The sequence below is a fragment of the Nocardioides sp. S5 genome (genome assembly GCF_017310035.1).
In the GTDB taxonomy this organism is placed as follows: Bacteria; Actinomycetota; Actinomycetes; order Propionibacteriales; family Nocardioidaceae; genus Nocardioides.
In genome coordinates, this window is sequence record NZ_CP022296.1 from 4,423,267 (window position 1) to 4,443,279 (window position 20,013).

The 20,013-nt window shown below is 72.2% G+C and carries 15 protein-coding genes and 1 pseudogene; 13 read left to right on the top strand and 3 right to left on the bottom strand.

Annotated features, from left to right (window positions below; translation table 11 throughout):
• The first annotated feature begins 111 nt into the window (after positions 1-111).
• From CFI00_RS21835 to CFI00_RS21860, 6 genes are all read left to right on the top strand, one after another.
• Positions 112-726: a nitroreductase family protein gene (locus CFI00_RS21835; RefSeq protein ID WP_207083044.1), complete on the top strand. Its 615-nt coding sequence runs from the start codon at positions 112-114 to the stop codon at positions 724-726.
• A complete protein-coding gene (locus CFI00_RS21840; protein WP_242532567.1) occupies positions 723-2,072 on the top strand; it encodes a M20/M25/M40 family metallo-hydrolase in 1,350 nt (449 codons plus the stop codon). The genes CFI00_RS21835 and CFI00_RS21840 overlap by 4 nt, the downstream gene beginning before the upstream one ends.
• Positions 2,069-3,520 carry an MFS transporter gene (locus CFI00_RS21845; RefSeq protein ID WP_207083045.1) on the top strand — a complete coding sequence of 484 codons (1,452 nt, stop codon included), beginning with the start codon at positions 2,069-2,071 and terminating at the stop codon, positions 3,518-3,520. The genes CFI00_RS21840 and CFI00_RS21845 overlap by 4 nt, the downstream gene beginning before the upstream one ends.
• A gap of 129 nt (positions 3,521-3,649) precedes the next feature.
• Positions 3,650-4,591, top strand: coding sequence for a hypothetical protein (locus CFI00_RS21850; protein WP_207083046.1), 942 nt, complete (start codon positions 3,650-3,652; stop codon positions 4,589-4,591).
• Positions 4,592-4,657: 66 nt separating this feature from the next.
• Positions 4,658-5,224, top strand: a complete 567-nt coding sequence (locus tag CFI00_RS21855; protein ID WP_207083047.1) for a DUF1992 domain-containing protein — start codon at positions 4,658-4,660, stop codon at positions 5,222-5,224.
• Between the two features lie 116 nt (positions 5,225-5,340).
• The gene (locus tag CFI00_RS21860; protein WP_207083048.1) at positions 5,341-10,557 is read left to right on the top strand and encodes an Ig-like domain repeat protein; all 5,217 of its coding nucleotides are present in this window, start codon (positions 5,341-5,343) and stop codon (positions 10,555-10,557) included.
• A gap of 27 nt (positions 10,558-10,584) precedes the next feature.
• Here the strand turns inward: CFI00_RS21860 and CFI00_RS21865 are convergent, their stop codons facing one another.
• Positions 10,585-10,947 carry an NADH-quinone oxidoreductase subunit A gene (locus CFI00_RS21865; protein ID WP_207083049.1) on the bottom strand — a complete coding sequence of 121 codons (363 nt, stop codon included), beginning with the start codon at positions 10,945-10,947 and terminating at the stop codon, positions 10,585-10,587.
• A gap of 113 nt (positions 10,948-11,060) precedes the next feature.
• Between CFI00_RS21865 and CFI00_RS21870 the strand changes: the two genes are divergently transcribed.
• From CFI00_RS21870 to CFI00_RS21890, 5 genes and pseudogenes are all read left to right on the top strand, one after another.
• Positions 11,061-12,143 (top strand): CoA ester lyase, encoded by a 1,083-nt coding sequence (locus CFI00_RS21870; RefSeq protein WP_207083050.1) that lies wholly within the window; start codon positions 11,061-11,063, stop codon positions 12,141-12,143.
• 1 nt (position 12,144) lies between these two features.
• Entirely contained in the window at positions 12,145-13,014 is an 870-nt protein-coding gene (locus CFI00_RS21875; protein ID WP_207083051.1) for a CoA ester lyase, read from the top strand.
• Positions 13,015-13,136: 122 nt separating this feature from the next.
• Positions 13,137-13,280: a hypothetical protein gene (locus CFI00_RS21880; protein ID WP_175507317.1), complete on the top strand. Its 144-nt coding sequence runs from the start codon at positions 13,137-13,139 to the stop codon at positions 13,278-13,280.
• 106 nt (positions 13,281-13,386) lie between these two features.
• On the top strand, positions 13,387-13,524 hold the full coding sequence (locus tag CFI00_RS21885) for a hypothetical protein (protein WP_207083052.1): 138 nt from the start codon (positions 13,387-13,389) through the stop codon (positions 13,522-13,524).
• Positions 13,525-13,547: 23 nt separating this feature from the next.
• Positions 13,548-14,183, top strand: a pseudogene (locus tag CFI00_RS21890) (SGNH/GDSL hydrolase family protein); the annotation flags it as partial.
• 37 nt (positions 14,184-14,220) lie between these two features.
• On the opposite strand, the gene CFI00_RS21895 reads toward CFI00_RS21890, so the two are convergent.
• A complete protein-coding gene (locus CFI00_RS21895) occupies positions 14,221-15,246 on the bottom strand; it encodes a M48 family metallopeptidase (RefSeq protein ID WP_207083054.1) in 1,026 nt (341 codons plus the stop codon).
• A gap of 100 nt (positions 15,247-15,346) precedes the next feature.
• On the opposite strand from CFI00_RS21895, the gene CFI00_RS21900 reads away from it, so the two are divergent.
• Positions 15,347-16,648 carry an aminoglycoside phosphotransferase family protein gene (locus tag CFI00_RS21900; RefSeq protein WP_207083055.1) on the top strand — a complete coding sequence of 434 codons (1,302 nt, stop codon included), beginning with the start codon at positions 15,347-15,349 and terminating at the stop codon, positions 16,646-16,648.
• 10 nt (positions 16,649-16,658) lie between these two features.
• On the opposite strand, the gene CFI00_RS21905 is transcribed toward CFI00_RS21900, so the two are convergent.
• Complete coding sequence (locus tag CFI00_RS21905) at positions 16,659-17,237, bottom strand: DinB family protein (protein WP_207083056.1); 579 nt, start codon at positions 17,235-17,237, stop codon at positions 16,659-16,661.
• Positions 17,238-17,340: 103 nt separating this feature from the next.
• Here CFI00_RS21905 and CFI00_RS21910 point away from each other — a divergent pair, with 103 nt between their 5' ends.
• Positions 17,341-20,007: a fibronectin type III domain-containing protein gene (locus CFI00_RS21910; RefSeq protein WP_207083057.1), complete on the top strand. Its 2,667-nt coding sequence runs from the start codon at positions 17,341-17,343 to the stop codon at positions 20,005-20,007.
• The last annotated feature ends 6 nt before the right edge of the window (positions 20,008-20,013 follow it).

The window sequence follows — 20,013 nt, forward strand, 5'->3', positions numbered from 1 at the left end:
CGCCGGGTTAGTACCTGTACCCACCCGGATATATCCAGGGGGGTACAAGCAGTAACCCGGCGTTACAGCGGGAGTACCCGCGCCGCGGAGGAGAGTGGGAGGCTGGCGGCCATGGAGTTCCGCGAGGTCGTACGCCGTCGCCGCATGGTGCGCCGCTACTCCGACGCCCCGGTCGACCCGGAGGTGGTCGACCGGATGCTCGCCCACGCCCAGCGCGCGCCGAACGCCGGCTTCAGCCAGGGCTGGGCCTTCCTGGTGCTCGACACCCCCGCCGACGTCGGCCGGTTCTGGGAGTCCACGGGCGCCGACCCGGAGACGCACAACGCGTGGCTCGACGGCATGCGGACCGCACCGGTCGTGATCGTCCCGCTGGCCAGCAAGGACGCCTACCTCGACCGCTACGCCGAGCCCGACAAGGGCTGGACCGACCGGAGCGAGGACCGGTGGGCGGTGCCGTACTGGTGGGTCGACACCGGCATGGCGGCGCTGCTGGTCCTCCAGACGGCCGTCGACGAGGGCCTGGGCGCGTGCTTCTTCGGCATCCCGAGTGAGCACGTCGCCTCCTTCCGCTCGGCGTTCGGCATCCCCGACGACCACGCCCCCGTCGGCGCGATCACCGTCGGGCACCGGCTCGCCGACACCGGTGCGGCGGGGTCACCGGTGCGACGGGAGCGGCGTACGAATCTGGTCCATCGCGGCCGCTGGAGCACTACGGTCAGCCCATGACCGCTCTGCCCATCGAGAGACGTGCGGTGGGCGCCCTGCAGGCCCTCGTCCGCATCCCGACCGTCAGCGACCGCGACCCGTCAAGGGTCGACGCCGACGCCTTCGAGCAGCTCCTGGCCGAGCTCGCCCACCAGTTCCCGCTGCTCCACGAGCGGCTCGAGGTGATCCGCGTCGGCACCCACGGGCTGCTCGCGCACTGGGCCGGCGTGAGCGCCGAGCGACCGGTCGTCCTCATGGCCCACCTCGACGTCGTACCCGTCGACCCGGACGCGCCCTGGCAGCACGACCCGTTCGGTGGCGAGATCCACGAAAGCCCCACGGGGCCTGCGATCTGGGGTCGCGGCACCCTCGACGACAAGGGCTGCGTCGTCGGCATCTGCGCGGCGGTGGAGCAGCTGCTCGAGGCCGGCCACGTCCCGGCCCAGGACGTCTGGCTGTCCTTCGGCTGCGACGAGGAGGTCAGCGGCACCGCGGCGATCGAGGCGGTCGGCGTCCTGCGCGAGCGGGGCGTGACGCCGTGGCTGGTGCTCGACGAGGGTGGTGCGATCGCCGGTGGCGCGTTCCCGGGCGTGAAGGCGCCGCTCGGCGTCATCGGCGTGACCGAGAAGGGCACCACCTCGCTCGAGCTGGTCGCGGAGGGACGCGGCGGGCACGCCTCGACGCCCGCGCCCAACGGTCCGACGGCCCGCATCGCGAGGGCGATCCTGCGGGTGGAGAAGTCACCCTTCCCCGCCTCCGCACCGGCGCCCACCCTCGAGCTCATGCGCCGCCTGGCCCCCCACGTCCCGCTCCCGCTGCGTCCGCTCCTGTCCCGTGCCGACCGCATGGCGCCAGTGGTGACCCGCGCCCTCCTCGCCGCCGGCCCCGAGGCCGCCGCCATGACGCGTACGACCGTGGCGACCACCACACTCAGCGGGTCACCCGCCCTCAACGTGATCGCCTCGACGGCCCGCGCCGGGCTCAACATCCGCGTGATGGTGGGCGACACCGTGGCCGGGGTGGTCGAGCACGTCCGGAAGGCCGTCGCCGACGACTCGATCCGCATCGAGGTCGTCGAGTCGGGCGAGCCCTCGCCGCTCTCCCCGATGGACGAGCGGTTCGAGCTGCTGGAGGACTGCATCGGCGCGGTCTTCCCGGACGCGGTCGCGACGCCCTACGTGATGATGGCGGCCACCGACTCGCGCCACTTCACCGCCATCAGCGAGCACGTCTACCGCTTCGCCCCCTTCAGGATGACGAAGGCGCAGCGCGAGGCCATCCACTCCTACGACGAGCACCTCGGCGTGGCCGACCTGCTCGACGGCGTCCGCTGGTACGCCCTGCTGATCGAGAGGCTCCCCTCATGACCACCACCCGGCCCCCGGCCCAGACCGCCGCGAGGAGCCTGGCGGCCATCGTCGGCTTCCTCGTCCTCGTCGAGGTGGCCAGCGGGATCCTCCAGGGCTACTACACGCCCATCTACCCGCAGATCGCCGAGCACCTGTCGATCAGCGAGGGCGACATCAACTGGTTCGAGGCGGCACAGCTGATCGTCAGCGCGCTGTGCATCCCGCTCCTGGCGCGGCTCGGCGACCTCGTCGGGCACAAGACCGTGCTGCTCGTCTCGACCGCCGTGACCGCCCTCGGCTCGTGGTGGCTGGCCTTCGCCCCGGACTTCACCACCTTCCTCATCGGCTGGGCGATCCAGGGCGCCTACGTCGTGTGGCTGCCGCTGGAGATCGCCATCATCCACCGCCGCACGCGCGACTCGGGCCGCCAGCAGCTGCTGACCCGCCGCGGGGCGGCGATCCTGGTCGGGGCGCTCGAGCTCGCCGTCATCATCGGCGCGGTGACCAGCGGCGTGCTCGTCGAGTCGCTCGACATGAACCTCCTCCTCGCGATGCCCGCCGTGGTCGTGACCGCCGTCTTCTTCGTGATCCTCGTTGGGGTCGAGCAGGCACCCGGCGACGACACCGGCGGCATCGACTGGACCGGCCTGGCCCTCGTCACCGTCGCCCTCGGCGTGCTGATGGGCGGCCTGGTCTGGCTGCGCCTCGACGGGGCCGGCTCCCTGCGCGGCTGGGCGACGATCCTGGCCTCGGTCGCGGTGTTCGCCGCCTTCTGGCGCTTCGAGCAGCGCCATCCCGAGCCGATCGTCGACGTACGCCTGCTCTCGAGCCCCGCGCAGTGGCCGGTGCAGGTGACGGCCTTCCTCTTCGGCATCCCCGTCCTCGGCGGCCAGATCCCCCTGTCGACCTACGCCCAGGCCGACCCCGTCGAGCGCGGCTACGGCCTCGGCGCGGAGCCCGCCTTCATCTCCACCCTCATCGGGCTCTACGTCGTGACGCTGGCGATCGGCGCGTTCACCCTGCCGCTGACGACGCGGCTCCTGGGCGGCGTACGCCGTGCGCTGGTCGTCGCGTGCTGCCTCGTCGGGCTGGGCTACCTGCTGTGGCTGCCCTTCAACACCGAGACGTGGCAGGCGCTCGTCAACATGGGCATCGCCGGCCTCGGGTCGGGCGCGCTGGTCGCGGCCCTGCCCGCCGCGGCGGCCGCTGCTGCTCCCCCGGAGCGCACCGGCATCGCGACCGGCATGACCAACGGCACCAAGACCGTCGGCGGCGCGATCGCCTCGGCGGTCTTCGCGATCGCCCTGACCGCGACCGGCTCGCTCGACGCGACCGCGGAGGAGGTGGCGCCGTTCAGCGGCTACCTCACCGTCTGGGCGGTCTGCGCCGGCGCGTCCTTCCTCGCCGCGCTCGCGCTGCTGGCCGCGCCGAAGCACGCCTTCAGCGACGCGCCCGTTGCCCCGTGAGGGATCCCCGGCCGACCGGGGATCCCTCAGGTTGTCGGCCTCTGCACGGCCTGACAACCTCCGGGAGAGCCTGACAACCTCCCGACCGCTGGAGACATCGGCCGCAGTGCGTGCACTAGATTCGCCGCCATGACTCGGGGGAATCGGGCGCGCCTGGCCGCGCTCACGACGGCACTGCTCACCCTTCCGCTGCTCGCCGCAGCGCCGGCCCTGGGCGCGGACCGTACGCCCCCCTCCCCGGTCGCGGCCACGGACGGCCGGGTCGCGGAGCGCACGCCCACCCGGCTGCCGGGCGGCGGGAGAACCGTCTTCGGCAAGAAGCGCTTCCTCACCGCCCACTACGGCACCGCCGGCACCGGCGTGCTGGGCGTCCTCGGGGAGACCGACCCGGACCGCGCGTTCGAGCGGATCGTGCGCGCCGGCAAGCCGTTCCTCCAGCGCGGCGAGCGGCTCCAACCGGTCTACGAGCTCATCGTCACCGTCGCGGACGGCGCGGACGTCCCCGGCACCGACGGCGACCACGCCCACGACGTCCTGCACAGCCGGGTGCAGTCCTACATCGACGCCGCCCGCCGTCACGGCGTGCTCCTGCTGCTCGACCTCCAGCCCGGTCGCACCGACTTCCTCACCACCGCCAAGCGGTGGGAGTGGGCGCTCGAGGACCCGTGGGTCGGCCTCGCGCTCGACCCTGAGTGGCGGGTCGGGCCGGGCGAGCTCCCAGGGCAGACGATCGGGTCGGTCTCCGCGCGGGAGATCAACCGCACCGCCGGCTGGCTCGCGCGGCTGACCCGCGACAACGGGCTTCCGGAGAAGCTCTTCGTCATCCACCAGTTCACCGACGGCATGGTTCCCGACATCCGCAGGGTGCGCCGGCGTGAGGGGCTGGCGATGGTGCAGCACGTCGACGGGTTCGGCAGCCCGGCCGACAAGCTCGCGACCTACCGCAACGTCGCGGTGCCGCGGAAGTTCACGATGGGCTTCAAGGTCTTCTACGACGAGGACGTCCCGCGCATGCGCCCGCAGCAGGTGCGCCGCGCGCTGCCCGACGTCCGGTTCGTGTCCTACCAGTGAGGCCCGTCGACCGACGCTGGACGCTGGTCCGCCCCCTCTAGGCTGGTGTGCACGGAGGTGACCGTGATGCCCGAGCACGACGAGTCCCCGGAGCAGTCCGGGGTCGAGCCCCCACGTCGCGGACCCGAGCGCGACGAGCGCACCGGTCGCTCGGCGGCCGCAGCACGCATCGCCCACCAGGCCACCTGGGTCGACCAGCAGATCCGCCTGGCGATGGAGCGCGGGGACTTCGACGACCTGCCCGGAGCCGGCAAGCCGATCGAGGACCTCGGCGTCGAGCACGACCCCGACTGGTGGGTCAAGAAGCTCGTCGAGCGTGAGCAGATCGCCCTCCTCCCGCCGGCGCTGGCGATCCGCAAGGAGGACGCCGAGCTCGACGGACGGCTCGACCGCATCAACGTCGAGTCGGAGGTGCGTCGCGAGGTCGAGGAGTTCAACGCCCACGTGCGCCGCGCGCTCTACACCCCGCCCGTCGGTCCGTCCGGTCCCCCGGTCATCACCCGCCAGCGCGACGTCGACGCCGAGGTCGAGTCGTGGCGCGAGCGGCGTACGGCACGCATCGAGGCCCAGCGCGCGGCGCGGGCGGCCGCCCCGCCCGAGCCGACGAAGCGGCGGTGGTGGCGGCGCCGCTGACCGATCGGGCACTCCCCATGGCCCGAACGGACTACTTCAGCCCGATCGCCGGGTGACATCCCTCCGGGGCGCATAGCGTCCGTCAAGTTCGAGTTGACGCGATCCCCGGGGGAAGCATGTCCACGTCCTGGTCCACCACCGGCACGCGCCGCTTGGTCCACACCACTGTCGCCGCTGCGGTCGCCGCGGTCGCGCTCCAGGCGGTGCCCGCGAGCGCCGCCGTCTCCGAACCTCGGATCACCGGGCCCTCGGGTGACACCGGTCCCTCGGTCGAGCTCAGCTGGGAGCCGGTCGAGAAGGCCGTCGGCTACGAGGTGCGCGTCGACAACGACCCGGCCTTCGGCTCGGCGGAGTGGACGTCTGCCACCGTCAACACCGTCTCGGTGCCGACCAAGCTCCTCGGCAAGGGCCAGCAGTACATGGGCGTTCGGGCCAAGGACTCGACCGGCGCGTGGAGCGACTGGGCCACATCCGCCTTCACCGTCACCGCCGCCGCCGGGCCGGTGCTCCTCGGCCCGGACGACGGCATCACCCTCGCGCAGCCCGCGGACCCGCCGCTGCTGACCTGGGCCCCGGTCTCGGGGGCGGCGTCCTACACCGTCGAGGTCGACGACGAGCCCGGCTTCGTCAGCCCCAGCACCTACCCCACCGAGGCGACCGCGCTGGTGGTGCCGAACAACCAGGCGCCCGACGTCACCTACTACTGGCGGGTGCGCGCCGACCTCGCCGACGGCTTCTCCACCGACTACTCCGACGACCGCTCGTATACCGTCGCGCCGATCGTGCAGCCCACCATCATTGGTCCCTCGACCGACGAGGACGTCATCGATGTCGTGCTCGACTGGAGCCCGGTGCCGGGTGCGAAGTACTACGAGCTCGAGGTGGACGACGACGTCAACTTCGGCAGCCCGGTCGATTCGCAGCAGGTGCCGGCGCAGATCTACGGGACCCGCTTCTCTCCCAAGACGACCCTCGGCAACGGCCAGTACTACTGGCGCGTGCGGGCGCGCGACCTCGACAACAACCCGACGGAGTGGGTGCGCGTCTCGCCCGACGAGCACTACTTCTTCGATCGCCAGTGGCGTGACAAGCCTCAGCTGGTCTACCCCTATGACCCCGCGGGCACCCTCCAGCACGTCAGCAACGACCTCTACTACGAGTGGGAGCCCGTGCCCCACGCCTCCAACTACGAGGTCTGGCTCAGCACCGACCCGAACTTCACCGACGACCCGCTCGTCAACCCAAAGGTCACATGGAAGTGCGTCGTCGCCGGGACGACCTACACGCCGGGCGAGATCGGCCCGTCGGTCGACGCCTGCATGCCGTCGGCCGAGGACCGCGTCTACTACTGGAAGGTCCGGCCGATGGACCGTCCCTTCCGGACGACCGGGGTGGAGGGAATCTTCTCCGACCGGCAGAGCTTCGTCTACACCGACCAGGACGCGTTCTCGATCTCCACTCCTCAGAACGGCGCAACCGTCGAGGTCCCGACCCTGGCCTGGGCACCCATCAACGGGACGGAGACCTACGAGGTCAAGCTGCTCCAGGCCGGTGCGGTCATCAAGGCGGCGTCGACCCACTCGACTTCGTACACGCCCTTCGACCTGAAGCTCGACCCCGCCAAGGGCGCCTTCACGTGGGAGCTTCGCGCGCTGGACAAGGCACTGCGCACCACCCAGATCGCCTCGCGGACCTTCACGCTTTCGACTCCTCCTGACACGTCTACTCCGCTCGAGCTCTTTCCGGGGCCCGCAACCTACGACGCGCCCCACTTGCGTTGGGGTGCCATGACCGGTGCGGAGTACTACCGGATCGACATCGCAGACGCAGCGACCGGCTCGCCGTACGCCGACGGCGTGGCGCCGATCCTCGCTGCCAAGCTCTACTACCCCTCCGCTACCGACACCTCGGTGAAGTTCCTCGACGAGGGGACCTACCTGTGGTGGGTGACCGCCTACAGCAAGGACAACCAGGTCCTGGGCACGAGCTCGAACGAGAGCTTCGTCGTCCAGCCGCTCGGGCCCGTCACGGGCCAGCGGCTGGCCCTCAGCGGTTCCAGCCTGGATGCGGGCGCCGCCTGCACCGAGACCCTGAGCAACAGCGGCGCACTCTGTGACGGCGTACCCGCCACTCCGGTCCTTGACTGGGACCCGGTGCCCTACGCATCCGAGTACCGCGTGCGCGTCTCCCGAGACCCCGACTTCACCAGCGGTGAGCTCGCCGGTAACCCGCCAAGGACCGTGAACACCCGTTGGGCTCCGCGCGCCGGCTACCCCTTCCTCGCGCTCGAGGAGAGCCAGGCCAACAACGCCTACTACTGGTTCATCCAGCCCTGCAAGTCGGCCATCCAGTGCGGCCCCGACCCGGAGTCGACCATCAACCCGTCCCGTCACGCGTTCAGGAAGAGCTCTCCTCAGGTGCAGCTGCTGTCACCCGCCAAGGACGCAACGACGGTGACCACCGAGGTCACCTTCGAGTGGACCGACTACTTCGACACCAACCGCGCCGCGGTCTACGACGCTACGGACGAGCTGAGCTACCAGTCCGCGATGCGCTACCGCCTTCAGGTAGACGACGACCCAGCCTTTGGTTCACCGATCGACGATGTTCTCGTCGACCAGACCACCTACACGGCAGCCGACCGGCTCTACCGCGAAGGTCCATTGTGGTGGCGCGTTCGCGCGATCGACGCGAACAACAACGCTCTCGCATGGTCAGAAACTCGCGCCTTCGCGACGAAGAGCCCGGTCCCGACGCTGACCTCGCCGGTCGTGACAGACGGGAAGGTCCCCGTCGTCACCGGCGCGGTGCCGTTCCGCTGGGAGGCACTGCCCTTCGCCGGTGGCTACGACGTGCAGGTCGCGGCCAACGCCGACCGCAACTTCTCCGGCGCCAACCTCAAGGTCAACGTCCTCGGCGCGAAGCGATCCGCCTTCACGACCGGGTCCACCGTGTCCCCGACGGTCCAGACCCTGCAGGCCGCCGACAGCTCCTACGTGTGGCGCGTGCGTCGCGTCGACCCGGACGGCAACAGGGGCGACTGGTCCGCGGTCGGCGAGTTCAAGGTCCAGCTCAAGCAGCCCACACTGACGGCCCCCGCTGCCGGCACGTCCGTCGGGCCACGCGGCCTGGTGCTGCGCTGGGGTGCGGTCGCCGAGGCGAGCAAGTATCGCGTCGAGCTCCGCGCCCAGGGCTCCTACCCCACCACCACGACCACCCCTGCCACCTCCTGGGCGCCGCCGACGGCGATGAAGGTCGGCACGACCTACGAATGGCGCGTCGCGTCGGTCGATGTGGACGGCCGCTACGCCGACCCCGGCGCGTGGCGCACCTTCACCATCGGCGGCGTGCCCACCGCCACGACCCCGCCCTCCATCGACGGGACCGGCGTCTTCGACACGACCCTGGTCGCGGTCGCGCCGACATGGAGCACGCCCGACACCACCAACACCTACCAGTGGCGCCGCAACGGCGCACCCGTCGAGGGCGCGAGCGGACCGACGTACGTCGTCCGCGCGCAGGACGTCGGTGCCTCGATCACCGTCGTGGCCACCGGCACCTCGGCGGAGTTCGGCACCGGCACCTCGACCAGCGCCGCCGTCACCGGCAAGCCCGGCGCCGGCGCCACCGTCACGACCGCGCCCACGATCTCCGGCACCGGCAGGGTCGGCACCACGTTGACCTCGACGTCCGTCGCCTGGGACCCCGCCGAGACCGAGACGACGCTGCAGTGGATGCGCAACGGCACCGCGATCTCCAGCGCCACGTCGGCGACGTACACCGTCGCGCCCGGCGACCTCAACGCCTCGATCACGCTGCGCGCCACCGGCGCACTGCCGGGCCGCGAACCGACCACTGCGTCGAGCAACGCCATCACGGCGCGTGAGGGGGCGGCACCCACGGCCACGACCCCACCGAGGATCCAGGGCATCCCCAAGGTCGGCGCCGTCGTCACCGGCACCCCGCCGGCCTGGGAGCAGCAGGGCGTCCAGCAGAGCATCCAGTGGCTGCGCAACGGACAGCCGATCAGCGGCCAGACGAACTCGTCCTACACCGTGCGGCCCGAGGACCTCGGCGCGTCGCTGACGGTCCGCTACACCGGAGTGCTGCCCGGTCGCACAGCGGCCGTCCTCGCCAGTGCACCGGTCACCGGCCTGCTCGGCGACGCACCGCGGGCCACGTCGTCGCCGACGGTCTCCGGCACCCGCAAGGTCGGCACCACCCTGACCGGCTCGCCGCCGACCTGGAACCTCACCGGCGTCCAGCAGAGCATCCAGTGGCTGCGTGACGGACAGCCGGTCACCGGCCAGACGACGTCGTCGTACACCGTGCGCCCCGAGGACCTCGACTCCTCGCTGGCCGTGCGCTACACCGGCACCCTGGCGGGTCGCGCGAGCGGCACCGCGACGAGCACCGCCGTGGTCGCGCAGATCGGTGACGCTCCCACGGCCTCGGTGCTGCCGAGCGTGTCCGGGCCGCGCAAGGTCGACACGGTGCTCGTCGCCGTGCCGCCGACCTGGAACCTGCCCGGCGTCGAGCAGACCATCCAGTGGATGCGCAACGGCCAGCCGGTCGCGGGAGGGACGGGCACGACGTACGCCGTCCGCGTCGACGACGTGAACGCCTCCCTGACCGTGCGCTTCACCGGCACCCTCCCCGGCCGGACCACCGGCACGGCGACGAGCCCGCCGGTGACCGGCGTCATCGGCGACGCTCCGACGTCCCCGTCGCTCGCCGCCCCGTCCGGCACCGGCCGCGTCGGCACGGCCCTCCAGGCCGTCGAAGCCACCTGGACGCCGTCGACGGTCACGCAGACCCGCCAGTGGCTGGTCGAGGGCCAGCCGGTCGCCGGCGAGACCGGCCCGACGTACGTCGTCCGCGCGGCGGACGCCGGCCGGCGTATCTCGGTGCGGGTGACGGCGACGATGCCGGGCCACGCTCCGGGAACGGTGACGTCGGCCGCGGTCCTCGCCACGGCGGAGCCCACGACGACCACCACCCCGACGCCCACGCCGACCCCGACGCCCGCTCCGGCGACGGTGGCCTCGCGCACCGTGCTGAAGGCTCCGTCCTCGGTGCGCGTCGCGAAGCGGGCGGTCGTGAAGATCAAGGTGTCGGCCACCGGCATCGCCTCGCCGACAGGCGTGGTCAAGATCTACGCCGGCCGCAAGCTCGTCGCGAAGGTGCGGCTGAAGGCCGGCGCCGCGGGCGCTGCGAAGGTGCGGCTCGCCAAGCTCGCGGCGGGGCGCTACAAGCTGCGCGCCGACTACGGCGGGATGAGCGGTGCGAAGGCATCGAGCTCGAAGGTCGTCAGGATCAAGGTCGTCCGCTGAGGTGGCAGCTGAGCGACCGCCTTCCGGTCAGTCCCAGTCGAGCCCGCCGCGACGCCACTCGTAGGCGTAGGCGATGGACAGGTTGAGGATGAAGAGGACGGTGGCCAGGTAGCCGAACGTGCCGAGCTGGTCGAAGTGGACCGCCCAGGGCACGAGGAACATGATCTCGACGTCGAAGATGATGAAGGTCATCGCCACCGTGTAGTAGCGCACCGGGATGGTGCGGTTGGTGCGCCCGGGGTCGGAGACCGGCTGGATCCCGCACTCGTAGGAGTCGAGACGCGCCCTGTTGTAGCGCTTCGGGCCGACCACCGAGCTCATCAGCACCGAGCCGACCGCGAACAGGCCGGCGATCGCGGACAGCACGACGACGGGAAGGTAGAGCTCCACCGGTCGCTCCTCGAGTCGGGGACGCGTGCCCCAGTCGTAGCAGCGCGCACCAAGCCGCCGGCCGAGACATGCGTCATATCCACGCCGGTGCAGGCGGCGGTAGTTTTCGCCCCATGACCCGCCCCGCCAAGGACTTCTTCGCCCCCCTCGCCGTCGGTGCTCCCACCCCGCTGCGCGAGATCCCCGCCCGGCCGAGCCGCGCCATCCACTTCTTCGACCCCGGCAACGAGAAGATGGCCGCCAAGGTGCCCGACATGGTCGGCACCGTCGACGTGCTGCTCGGCAACCTCGAGGACGCGGTCAAGGCCGAGAACAAGGAGACGTCGCGCCAGGGCCTCGTCGACATCGCGAAGGCGACCGACTTCGGTCCGACCCAGCTCTGGACCCGGGTCAACTCACTCGACAGCCCGTGGGGCCTCGACGACCTGGTCACCCTGGTGACGGAGATCGGCGACAAGCTCGACGTGATCATGGTGCCGAAGGTCCAGGGCGCCGAGGACATCCACTACGTCGACCGCCTGCTCGCCCAGCTCGAGGCGAAGGCGGGCCTCGACCGGCCGATCCTCGTGCACGCGATCCTCGAGACCGCGCGCGGCGTGGCCAACGTCGAGGAGATCTGCGGCGCCAGCCCGCGTATGCAGGGCCTGTCGCTCGGCCCCGCCGACCTGGCCGCGGACCGCCGGATGAAGACCACCCGCGTCGGCGGCGGCCACCCGGGCTACCTCGTGCGCCAGGACCCGACGCGCGACGACCTCGGCGTGCCGCAGTACGACGCCGAGCGGACGACGTACCAGCAGGACCTGTGGCACTACACGATCGCCCGCATGGTCGACGCCTGCGCGATGCACGGGATCTACCCCTACTACGGGCCGTTCGGGGACATCAAGGACGTGCAGGCGTGCGAGGACCAGTTCCGCAACGCCTTCCTGCTCGGGTGCGTCGGCGCGTGGTCGCTCCACCCGGTGCAGATCGCTATCGCGAACAAGGTGTTCTCCCCCAGCGTCGAGGACGTCACCCACGCCCGCCGCGTCATCGCCGCGATGGGTGACGGCACGGGCGCGGTGATGATCGACGGCAAGATGGAGGACGACGCCTCGGTCAAGCAGTGCCAGGTGATGGTCGCCCTCGCCGACGAGCTCGCCGCGATCGACCCCGAGCTGAAGAAGCAGTACGACGCCATCGAGCTGGAGGCCTGAGATGACTGACTTCACCCCTCTCCGCTCCGTGCTCTACATGCCCGGCTCCAACGAGCGGGCGCTGGAGAAGGCGAAGACGATCGCGTGCGACGGCCTGATCCTCGACCTCGAGGACGCCGTCGCCCCCGACGCCAAGCCCGCTGCTCGTGAGGCCGCAGCTGCGGCGGCCGCGAGCGGCGACTACGGGCGGCGTACGGTCACCATCCGCGTCAACGGCATCGGGACCCAGTGGCACGACGACGACATCGTCGCCGCCAGCCAGGCCGGACCGGCCGCGATCGTGGTGCCCAAGGTCGGCAGCGCCGCCGAGGTCCAGCAGCTCGTCGCCGCGATGGAGGCGGCCGGCGCCCCGGACCACACGAAGCTGTGGGCGATGGTCGAGACCCCCGGAGCGATCCTCGACGGCCTCGCGATCGCCCGCGCGTCCGAGCGCCTCGGCGCCTTCGTGCTCGGCACCAACGACCTCGTCAAGGAGCTGTACGCCGAGCACGTGCCGGGTCGTGCGCCGATCCTGCCCAGCCTGCACACCGCGCTCCTGGCCGGGCGGGCCGCCGGCATCGCCGTGATCGACGGCGTCTACAACGACGTGAAGGACACCGAGGGCTTCCTCGCCGAGTGCGAGCAGGGCCGGCAGATGGGCTTCGACGGCAAGACCCTCATTCACCCCGGACAGGTCGAGGGCGCCAACGCCGCCTTCGCCCCCAGCGCGCAGGCGGTCGAGGACGCCCACGGCCTCATCGCGGCCTGGGAGGACGGCAAGGGCGCCGGCGTGGTCACCTGGAACGGCAAGATGGTGGAGAACCTCCACGTCGAGTCGGCCCGTCGCACGCTCGCCATCGACGAGGCCGTCAGGGCGCTGGCCGCGGACTGAGCCACGTCCCGCGAGCGGACTGGACCGCCCACCCCTACGGGCGGACCGACTTTCCTTTTCCGGGCCCCGACGCCACAGTGGACCGGCCGCCCACAGTGGGCTGCTTACTAGGAGGCGAAAACATGATTGTCCTCGGACTGATCCTGCTCATCCTCGGGCTGCTGCTGCCCCAGAGCATCCTGACCACCATCGGCCTGATCCTGATCGTGGTCGGCCTGGTGCTCAACTTCGTCCCGATCGGTGGCTCGAGCCGGCGCGTCTGGTAGTTCCACTGCCAGTCACGGACCCCGGTCGCCCCTCGGCGACCGGGGTCCGCTGCGTCCGCCCCCTGGGGCTGTGGCCAAACGCCGTCCGTCGGCCTACCGTCGCACGATGACCAACCGCCCGCTCCTCGGCTCGCTCGTCGCAGCCGTCGCCCTCGTCACGACCGGCCTCGCCGGACCCGCTCCCGCCGCACCGACCCACGTCCTCGACGGCCTCGGCGACTCGTACGCCTCGGCTACGGCGTAGCCCCGTCCTTCACCGCGCCGTGCGGGCGCTCCGACGCCGCCATGGCACCAGCGATCGACGGGCGGATGCGCCTGGTCCTCGACGACTTCGTTGCGTGCGGGGGCGCGACGACGACCGACCTCGTCCGGCAGGGGCAGATCGCCGCGCTCGACGCGGACACCGACGTGGTGACGCTGTCGATCGGCGGCAACGACATCGGCTGGTCGCAGTCGGTCGTGGCCTGCCTCGGCGGCACCGACGCCCAGTGCGCCGGCTCGCTCGCCCTCACCCGGGGTCGCGTCACCGGCCAGCTTCCCGCCCTGCTCGACGCGGTCTACGACCGGATCGACGGGGCCGCCCCCGACGCACACGTCTACGTCACGGGCTACCCGCGCCTGTTCTCCCCGGCCTACGGCGCGGTGCTGGCCGCCTCGCCGGACGAGCAGGAGGCCCTCAACGACGGCGCCGACCTGCTCAACGCGACGATCCGCACGGCGGCCGAGGCGCACGGCTACACCTTCGTCGACGTGACGAAGCGGTTCCTCGACCACGGCGTCAACGCCCCGGAGCCCTGGCTCCTCGGCCCGACGAGCCCCGGCTCGTTCCACCCGAACGCGCGCGGCTACCAGGCGTACGCCGCTGCGGTGACCGCCGCGATCCGGCCCTCCGACCTGCGCTGAGGCGAGGCAGTCGCCGGCGAGGCACGCCGGCGACTGCTCAGGCGCTCTCGCCGCGACGGAACCGGTCGCCGATCCACGTGCTCGCCGAGCCGACCCAGCCGGCGAGGTCGTGGACCAGGCGGCCGAGGGTGTCCTGGGTGCGCTCGAAGGCGACGGCGTAGCTCGCGGCCGCCTCCTGCGCGGCCTCGCTGACCGAGGCCTCGTCGTCGTCGCCGCGACGCGGGTAGGTGCCCCCGAGGATCGCGGTGTAGGCGCCCGAGTCAATCCAGCGACGGAGCTCGGTCGCCCGGACGACGGCGAAGGGGTGCGACTGCTGCTGCAGCAGGGAGAGCTTGATGAGGGACTCGCGCACGTCGCCGCCCTCGTCGTACTCCGCTCCCTGGGAGAGGAACGACGTCACGTCGAGCTCGTCGAGGGTGCCGCCGCTGGCGAGCTTCATGTGGGTGCGCAGCGCCGCGGTCGGGTCCTGTGCGGCGAGCAGTCCGGCGCGATCGGCCGACAGCTCGGCCTTGCGCGACCACTCGAGCAGCCCGACGGTGACCATGCGGATGCCGATGGCGCCACCGGGGATCGCGTTGAGCAGTCCGCCGAGGCCGAGCAGGCGGACCAGCAGCGTGCGGTAGACCGCGTGGCCGCTGACCGCGTGGCCGAGCTCGTGGCCGATGACGAAGCGCAGCTCGTCGTCGTCGAGGTGGTGCACCAGGCCCGAGGACAGCACGATGATCGGGCGGTCCATGCCGACGGTGATCGCGGTCAGCGTCGGGTCCGCCTGGACGTACATCTCGGGCAGGTCGGTGGCGTCGAGGCTGCGGCCGACCTCGGCCAGCAGCCGGTGCAGCCGCGCGAACTGCCGCTCGTCGACGCGCACCGCTGAGCCGAGCAGCGTCAGGCGCCACGCCCGCTCGCGGAAGACCCCCGACATGGTCTTGAGCAGCACGTCGAAGCCCTTGAGCTTGCGCAGCGCGACCAGTGCGCCCCTGTCGGCGGGGTGCTCCCACGCCCGCGAGCTGATGTCCGTCAGCACGACGCGCGAGCGCGCCGGCTTCTTCTCCCCCGATGCCATGGAGCGATCCTGACGTACGGCGGCACCGAATGTCGCGGGTTCGCGCCAACCACGTCGAAATCGGGTGTCGGACGGGCGGCCGCCCGGTCATCATCTCCGCATGCCCACCTCGCAGCGCACGCACCACGTCGCCCTCGTCCGCGACGACAGCGTCCGCGTCACCGGCAACGGCGCGCTGCCGAGCTTCGTGCAGGACCGCGAGGACGATGACGCGCCCGATCCCACGGCGTACGCCACCACCGTCGTCGGCCACGGGGTGCACCTGGCCCCGGTCGTGACGTTGCCCCAGGAGGACGCCGACAGACCGCCCGACCGGCTGCACGTCCTTGCGCTGCGCGGCGGAGCGCCCTCCGGCACCGACTGGCGACGGGTCGACGACCTCGACGAGCAGTGGCGGGCACCGGTGCGCGCGGCCCTCGAGCAGTACACCGGCTCCGCCCCTCCGCGACGACCGGACTGGTTCCGTCCCGGGTGGCACGACCGGGTCGAGGCGTGGGTGGACGACCGGCTGTCCGCGATCGGGAGTCGACGCACGGGCCCGCTCCGCACCCACCGGGTCTGGAGCATCTCAGCCGTGTTCGAGGTCCCGACCGACCGCGGCACGCTGTGGTTCAAGGCGTGCTGCGACCACTTCATCGCCGAGGCGGCCATCGTGCGCCGCCTCACCCAGCGGATCGGCCACCTGGTGCCGCTGCTGGTGGCGGGGGACGACCGAGCCGGCTGGCTGCTGATGGAGCCCTTGCAGGGCGCCTCCGACCGCGACCGCGCCGACGGCGCCGCCGACGCGGCGGCGCCCCGGTGGGCGCGGGCGCAGGTCGCGGCACTCGACTGGCTCGACGAGCTCCGCTCCGCAGGTTGCCCCGAACGGGGTCTGGAGGCCACGCTCGCGGCGTGGCGCGTGGTCCTGGCCACCAGCCCGGAGCTGGCCCAGCTCACCGAGTCCGAGCGGTGGGAGCTGACGACCGCCGGCGCGGCCGCCGAGGCGCTGGTGCGCGAGTTCTGGGCGTGCGGACTCCCCGACACCCTCTCCCACGGCGACCTGCACCCCGGCAACGTCGCCTACGACGGACGTGAGGTGCGGATCTTCGACTGGACCGACGGCTGCGTGACGCACCCGTTGCTCGACGGCAGCCACCTCGCCCGCGTGCTCGACTGGTACGGGACCGGCGAGGGCGAGGCGGAGCGGGTGATGCAGGCGCACGCACGGCCGTGGCGCGACGCCTTCCCCGACGCCGACGTCGACCGCGGCCTCGAGCTCGCTCCGCTGGCGGACCTCGTCTTCCAGACCGTCACCTTCGCCCAGATCGCAGCGGCGGCCGAGGACGGCTCCGGCGACTTCGACGGCGTCGTGGCCATGCTGACCCGCAAGGTCGTCGAGTGGGTGGCCGTCGAGGACGGCTGAGTCCCCCGGGTCAGTCCACCCGCCGTGCTGCGGCCTCGATCTCCTCACGCCGCCGAGCCCAGAAGGCGGCGTCGGGCCCGTCGGCGGCCATCGCCTCCGCGTCGGTCCCGACCGCTCCGTCGAGCCCCTCGCGCAGGATGTCGGCGTGGCCGGCGTGCCGGCTGGTCTCGGCGAGCAGGTGGGTGAGGACGTTGAAGAGCGGCACCTCGGCGTCCCCCCACCACTCCACGCGGCCGGTGCTGTCGAGGTCGAGCGCCTCGACGGTCGCGTCGCCGTGGGCCCAGACCCGGCGGTAGCGGTCGATGACGTCGGCCCGCGACTCGTCCTCGGTCGCCCAGCTGTCGGCGTACTGCTCCGCCTCGTCGTCCCACCGCGGCAGCGGCTCCGGGAAGGGGCGGCCGAACACCTCACCGAGGTAGCGCGCCTCCCACGTCGCGAGGTGCTTGACGAGGCCGAGCAGGTTGGTCCCGGTGACGGTCAGCGGACGGCGTACGTCGTACTCCGAGAGCCCGTCGAGCTTGGCGAGCACCGCCTCGCGCTCGTGCTGGAGGTAGGCGTGGAGGTTGGCCTTGGCGGCGTCGGCGTCCATGCCGACACCCTGCCACCGGCCGCGGCTCAGCCATCGGACCGCGACGTTGCGCGATCTTCGGCAATCGCCTGCGGCCGGGCTGCGTGCTGGCTACCGTCGCTCGGTGCCCGTGCCCCAGCTCCGACGCCTCCCTCGCCGCCTCACCGGGGCCGTTGCCCTCGCCCTCCTCGCATCGACGTCGCCCGTCGGCGCCGTGGCCCAGTCCGACCCGGCTGCGGGGCGCGGGCAGGACGTCCAGCTCACCGCTGCGCCCCGCCTGCTCGACGGGCCGGCCCGCGGCGAGCGCGCGATCCGCCGGCTCGGCGACATGCTGCCGGTGGCCGCGGCCCGCAACGACCTGCGTGCCGGCGAGCTGCGCTCCCTGCTGCGCAACGACGCGACCGCATGGGTGGACGTGGACGGCCGGGCCTACTTCGTCGAGCCCACCCCCGAGGCGACCGGGGCGGGTGCGCCGACGGCGCCCGCGGTGGCGCCCCTGTCCGAGACGTTCACGCTGCACAGCAACCCCGGGGCGGACCTGACGATCTTCCTCGACGTGGACGGCGCCGACGTGTCGGGCACGGCGTGGAACTCCATGGGCGTGACGCCCGGCCTTCATCCCGCCTGGGACCCCGCCGGCGACGGCGCCGGCTTCAGCGACAGCGAGAAGCGTCAGGTCCAGGAGGTCTGGGCGATCGTCGCGGAGGACTACGCGCCGTTCGGTGTCGACGTGACCACCGAGGACCCCGGCCATGACGGCCTGGTGCGGACCGACCCCCTCGACACGACGTACGGCACGCGGGTGCTGGTCTCGCCGAGCAACGACGCGCACACCACGATCTGCGACGGGGCCTGCGGCGGTGTCGCCTACCTGGACGTCTTCGACGAGATCGCGTCCCGCTACCAGCCGGCCTGGGTGTTCCCGCAGGCAGTCGGCGACGCCAAGGGCGTGGCTGAGGCGGCGTCGCACGAGGCGGGGCACAACCTCGGGCTGCGGCACCACGGCACCACGACCCAGGGCTACTACATGGGGCACGGGAGCTGGGCACCCATCATGGGGGTGGGCTACTACAAGCCGATCGTCCAGTGGAGCCACGGGTCCTACCCGGGGGCCGACAACTCCGCCCAGGACGACGTCGCGGTGCTGACCGGATATCTCGGCCGTCGGACGGACGAGGCACCCGACGCGGTCGACGCGCCCGCCGCGCTGCTCACTGGGACGACGTACATCACCGACGCGAGCGACGTCGACACGTTCCTCCTCGGCCACTGCACGTCCGGCGCCGTCGTCGCGGTCGCCCCCGCCCCCCTCGCCCCGAACCTCGACGTGCGGGCGGTCCTCCGCGCCGGCGACGGCAGCGTGGTTGCCACCTCCGCACCCGTCTCCGGGTACGGCGACGGCACCACCGCGACGGGCGTCGACGCCACGCTCACCGTCCCGTCCACCGGTCCCGGCTGGACCGTCTCCGTCGAGGCGGTCGGCGAGGGCAGCTGGTCCGCCGGCGGGTACGACGACTACGGCAGCCTCGGCGCCTACACCGTCACGGCCACGGGATGCGAGGACGTTCCGTCCGGCGCACCGAGCGCCCCGCAGAGCGCCGCCGCCGGGTCCGCGGCACTGGGCAGCCTGACCCTGTCCTGGCAGGCCCCGGCGGACCCGGGCAGCAGCCCGGTCACGAGCTACGTCGTCAGCCGTTCGGGGACGACCCAGACCTGGACACTGCCCGCAACGGCCCGCAGCCACGTCTTCACCGCGCTGGCCGCTGGGACGTCGTACGCCCTGTCGGTCCGTGCGGTCAACGCGACGGCTGCCGGACCGGTGGCCACGACTTCGGGCACCACGCTCGCCCCGCCGCCCGCCGCGCCCAGCGCTCCCCGCAGCGTGACCTCCTCGTACGACGCGGGCACCGACACGATCTCCGTCTGGTGGGCCGAGCCGAGCAGCTCCGGCACCCAGCCGATCTCGGGCTACGCGATCTACCTGGACGGCGTGCGACTGGGAGAGGTGGACCCGGACGGCCGGAACATCACGATGACCGACGAGTCGGGCTTCACCGAGGGCACCCACACCGTGGGCGTGGCCGCTGTGAACGCCGTCGGCGAGTCGGTCCGGGCAACCGCGACGGTCGTCGTCGACCGCCCGGATGCCGTCCCCGCAGCGCCACTCCTCATCATGGTCATGTCGGGCGACGGCACGGCATCGGTCTCCTGGACGGCGCCCGCGGACAACGGCTCGGTGATCACCGGCTACACGGTGATCGCACGGTCCGCGGGGGAGGTCGACCGCCGGTACGCCGTCGCGGCCCCGGCGCTCGGCACCACCCTCACCGGCCTGACGAACGGCGTGACCTGGACGATCAGCGTGACCGCCACGAACGGTGTGGGCACGTCTGCGGAGTCCCAGCCCCTGGCCGTCACGCCTGTGGGGGTCGTCGACACCGGAAACCCGCCCGCCCCCACCCCCACCCCTACCCCCACCCCGACACCCCCGCCGGTCCCGGTGTCGACGCCCACCACGCCGACCGCGGCCGTGCCGCTCCGCATGGCGCCTCCGAGGGTGAAGGTCACCGGGCGCAAGGTCGTCGTGAGGTGGTCGGCTGCGAGCAGCCCCACGAGCTCGGTCAGGACCTACCGGGTCGACCTCTCCAGGGGGACCGACAGGTCCGCCAGGGGATCGACCCGCAAGCTGGTGCTGAAGCTGCGGCCCGGCACCTACAGGATCAGGGTCGCCGCGCTCAACGCCACGGGCTGGTCGCGGTCCAGCCGCTGGGTCAGGGTCCGCGTCCGCTGAGGGCGC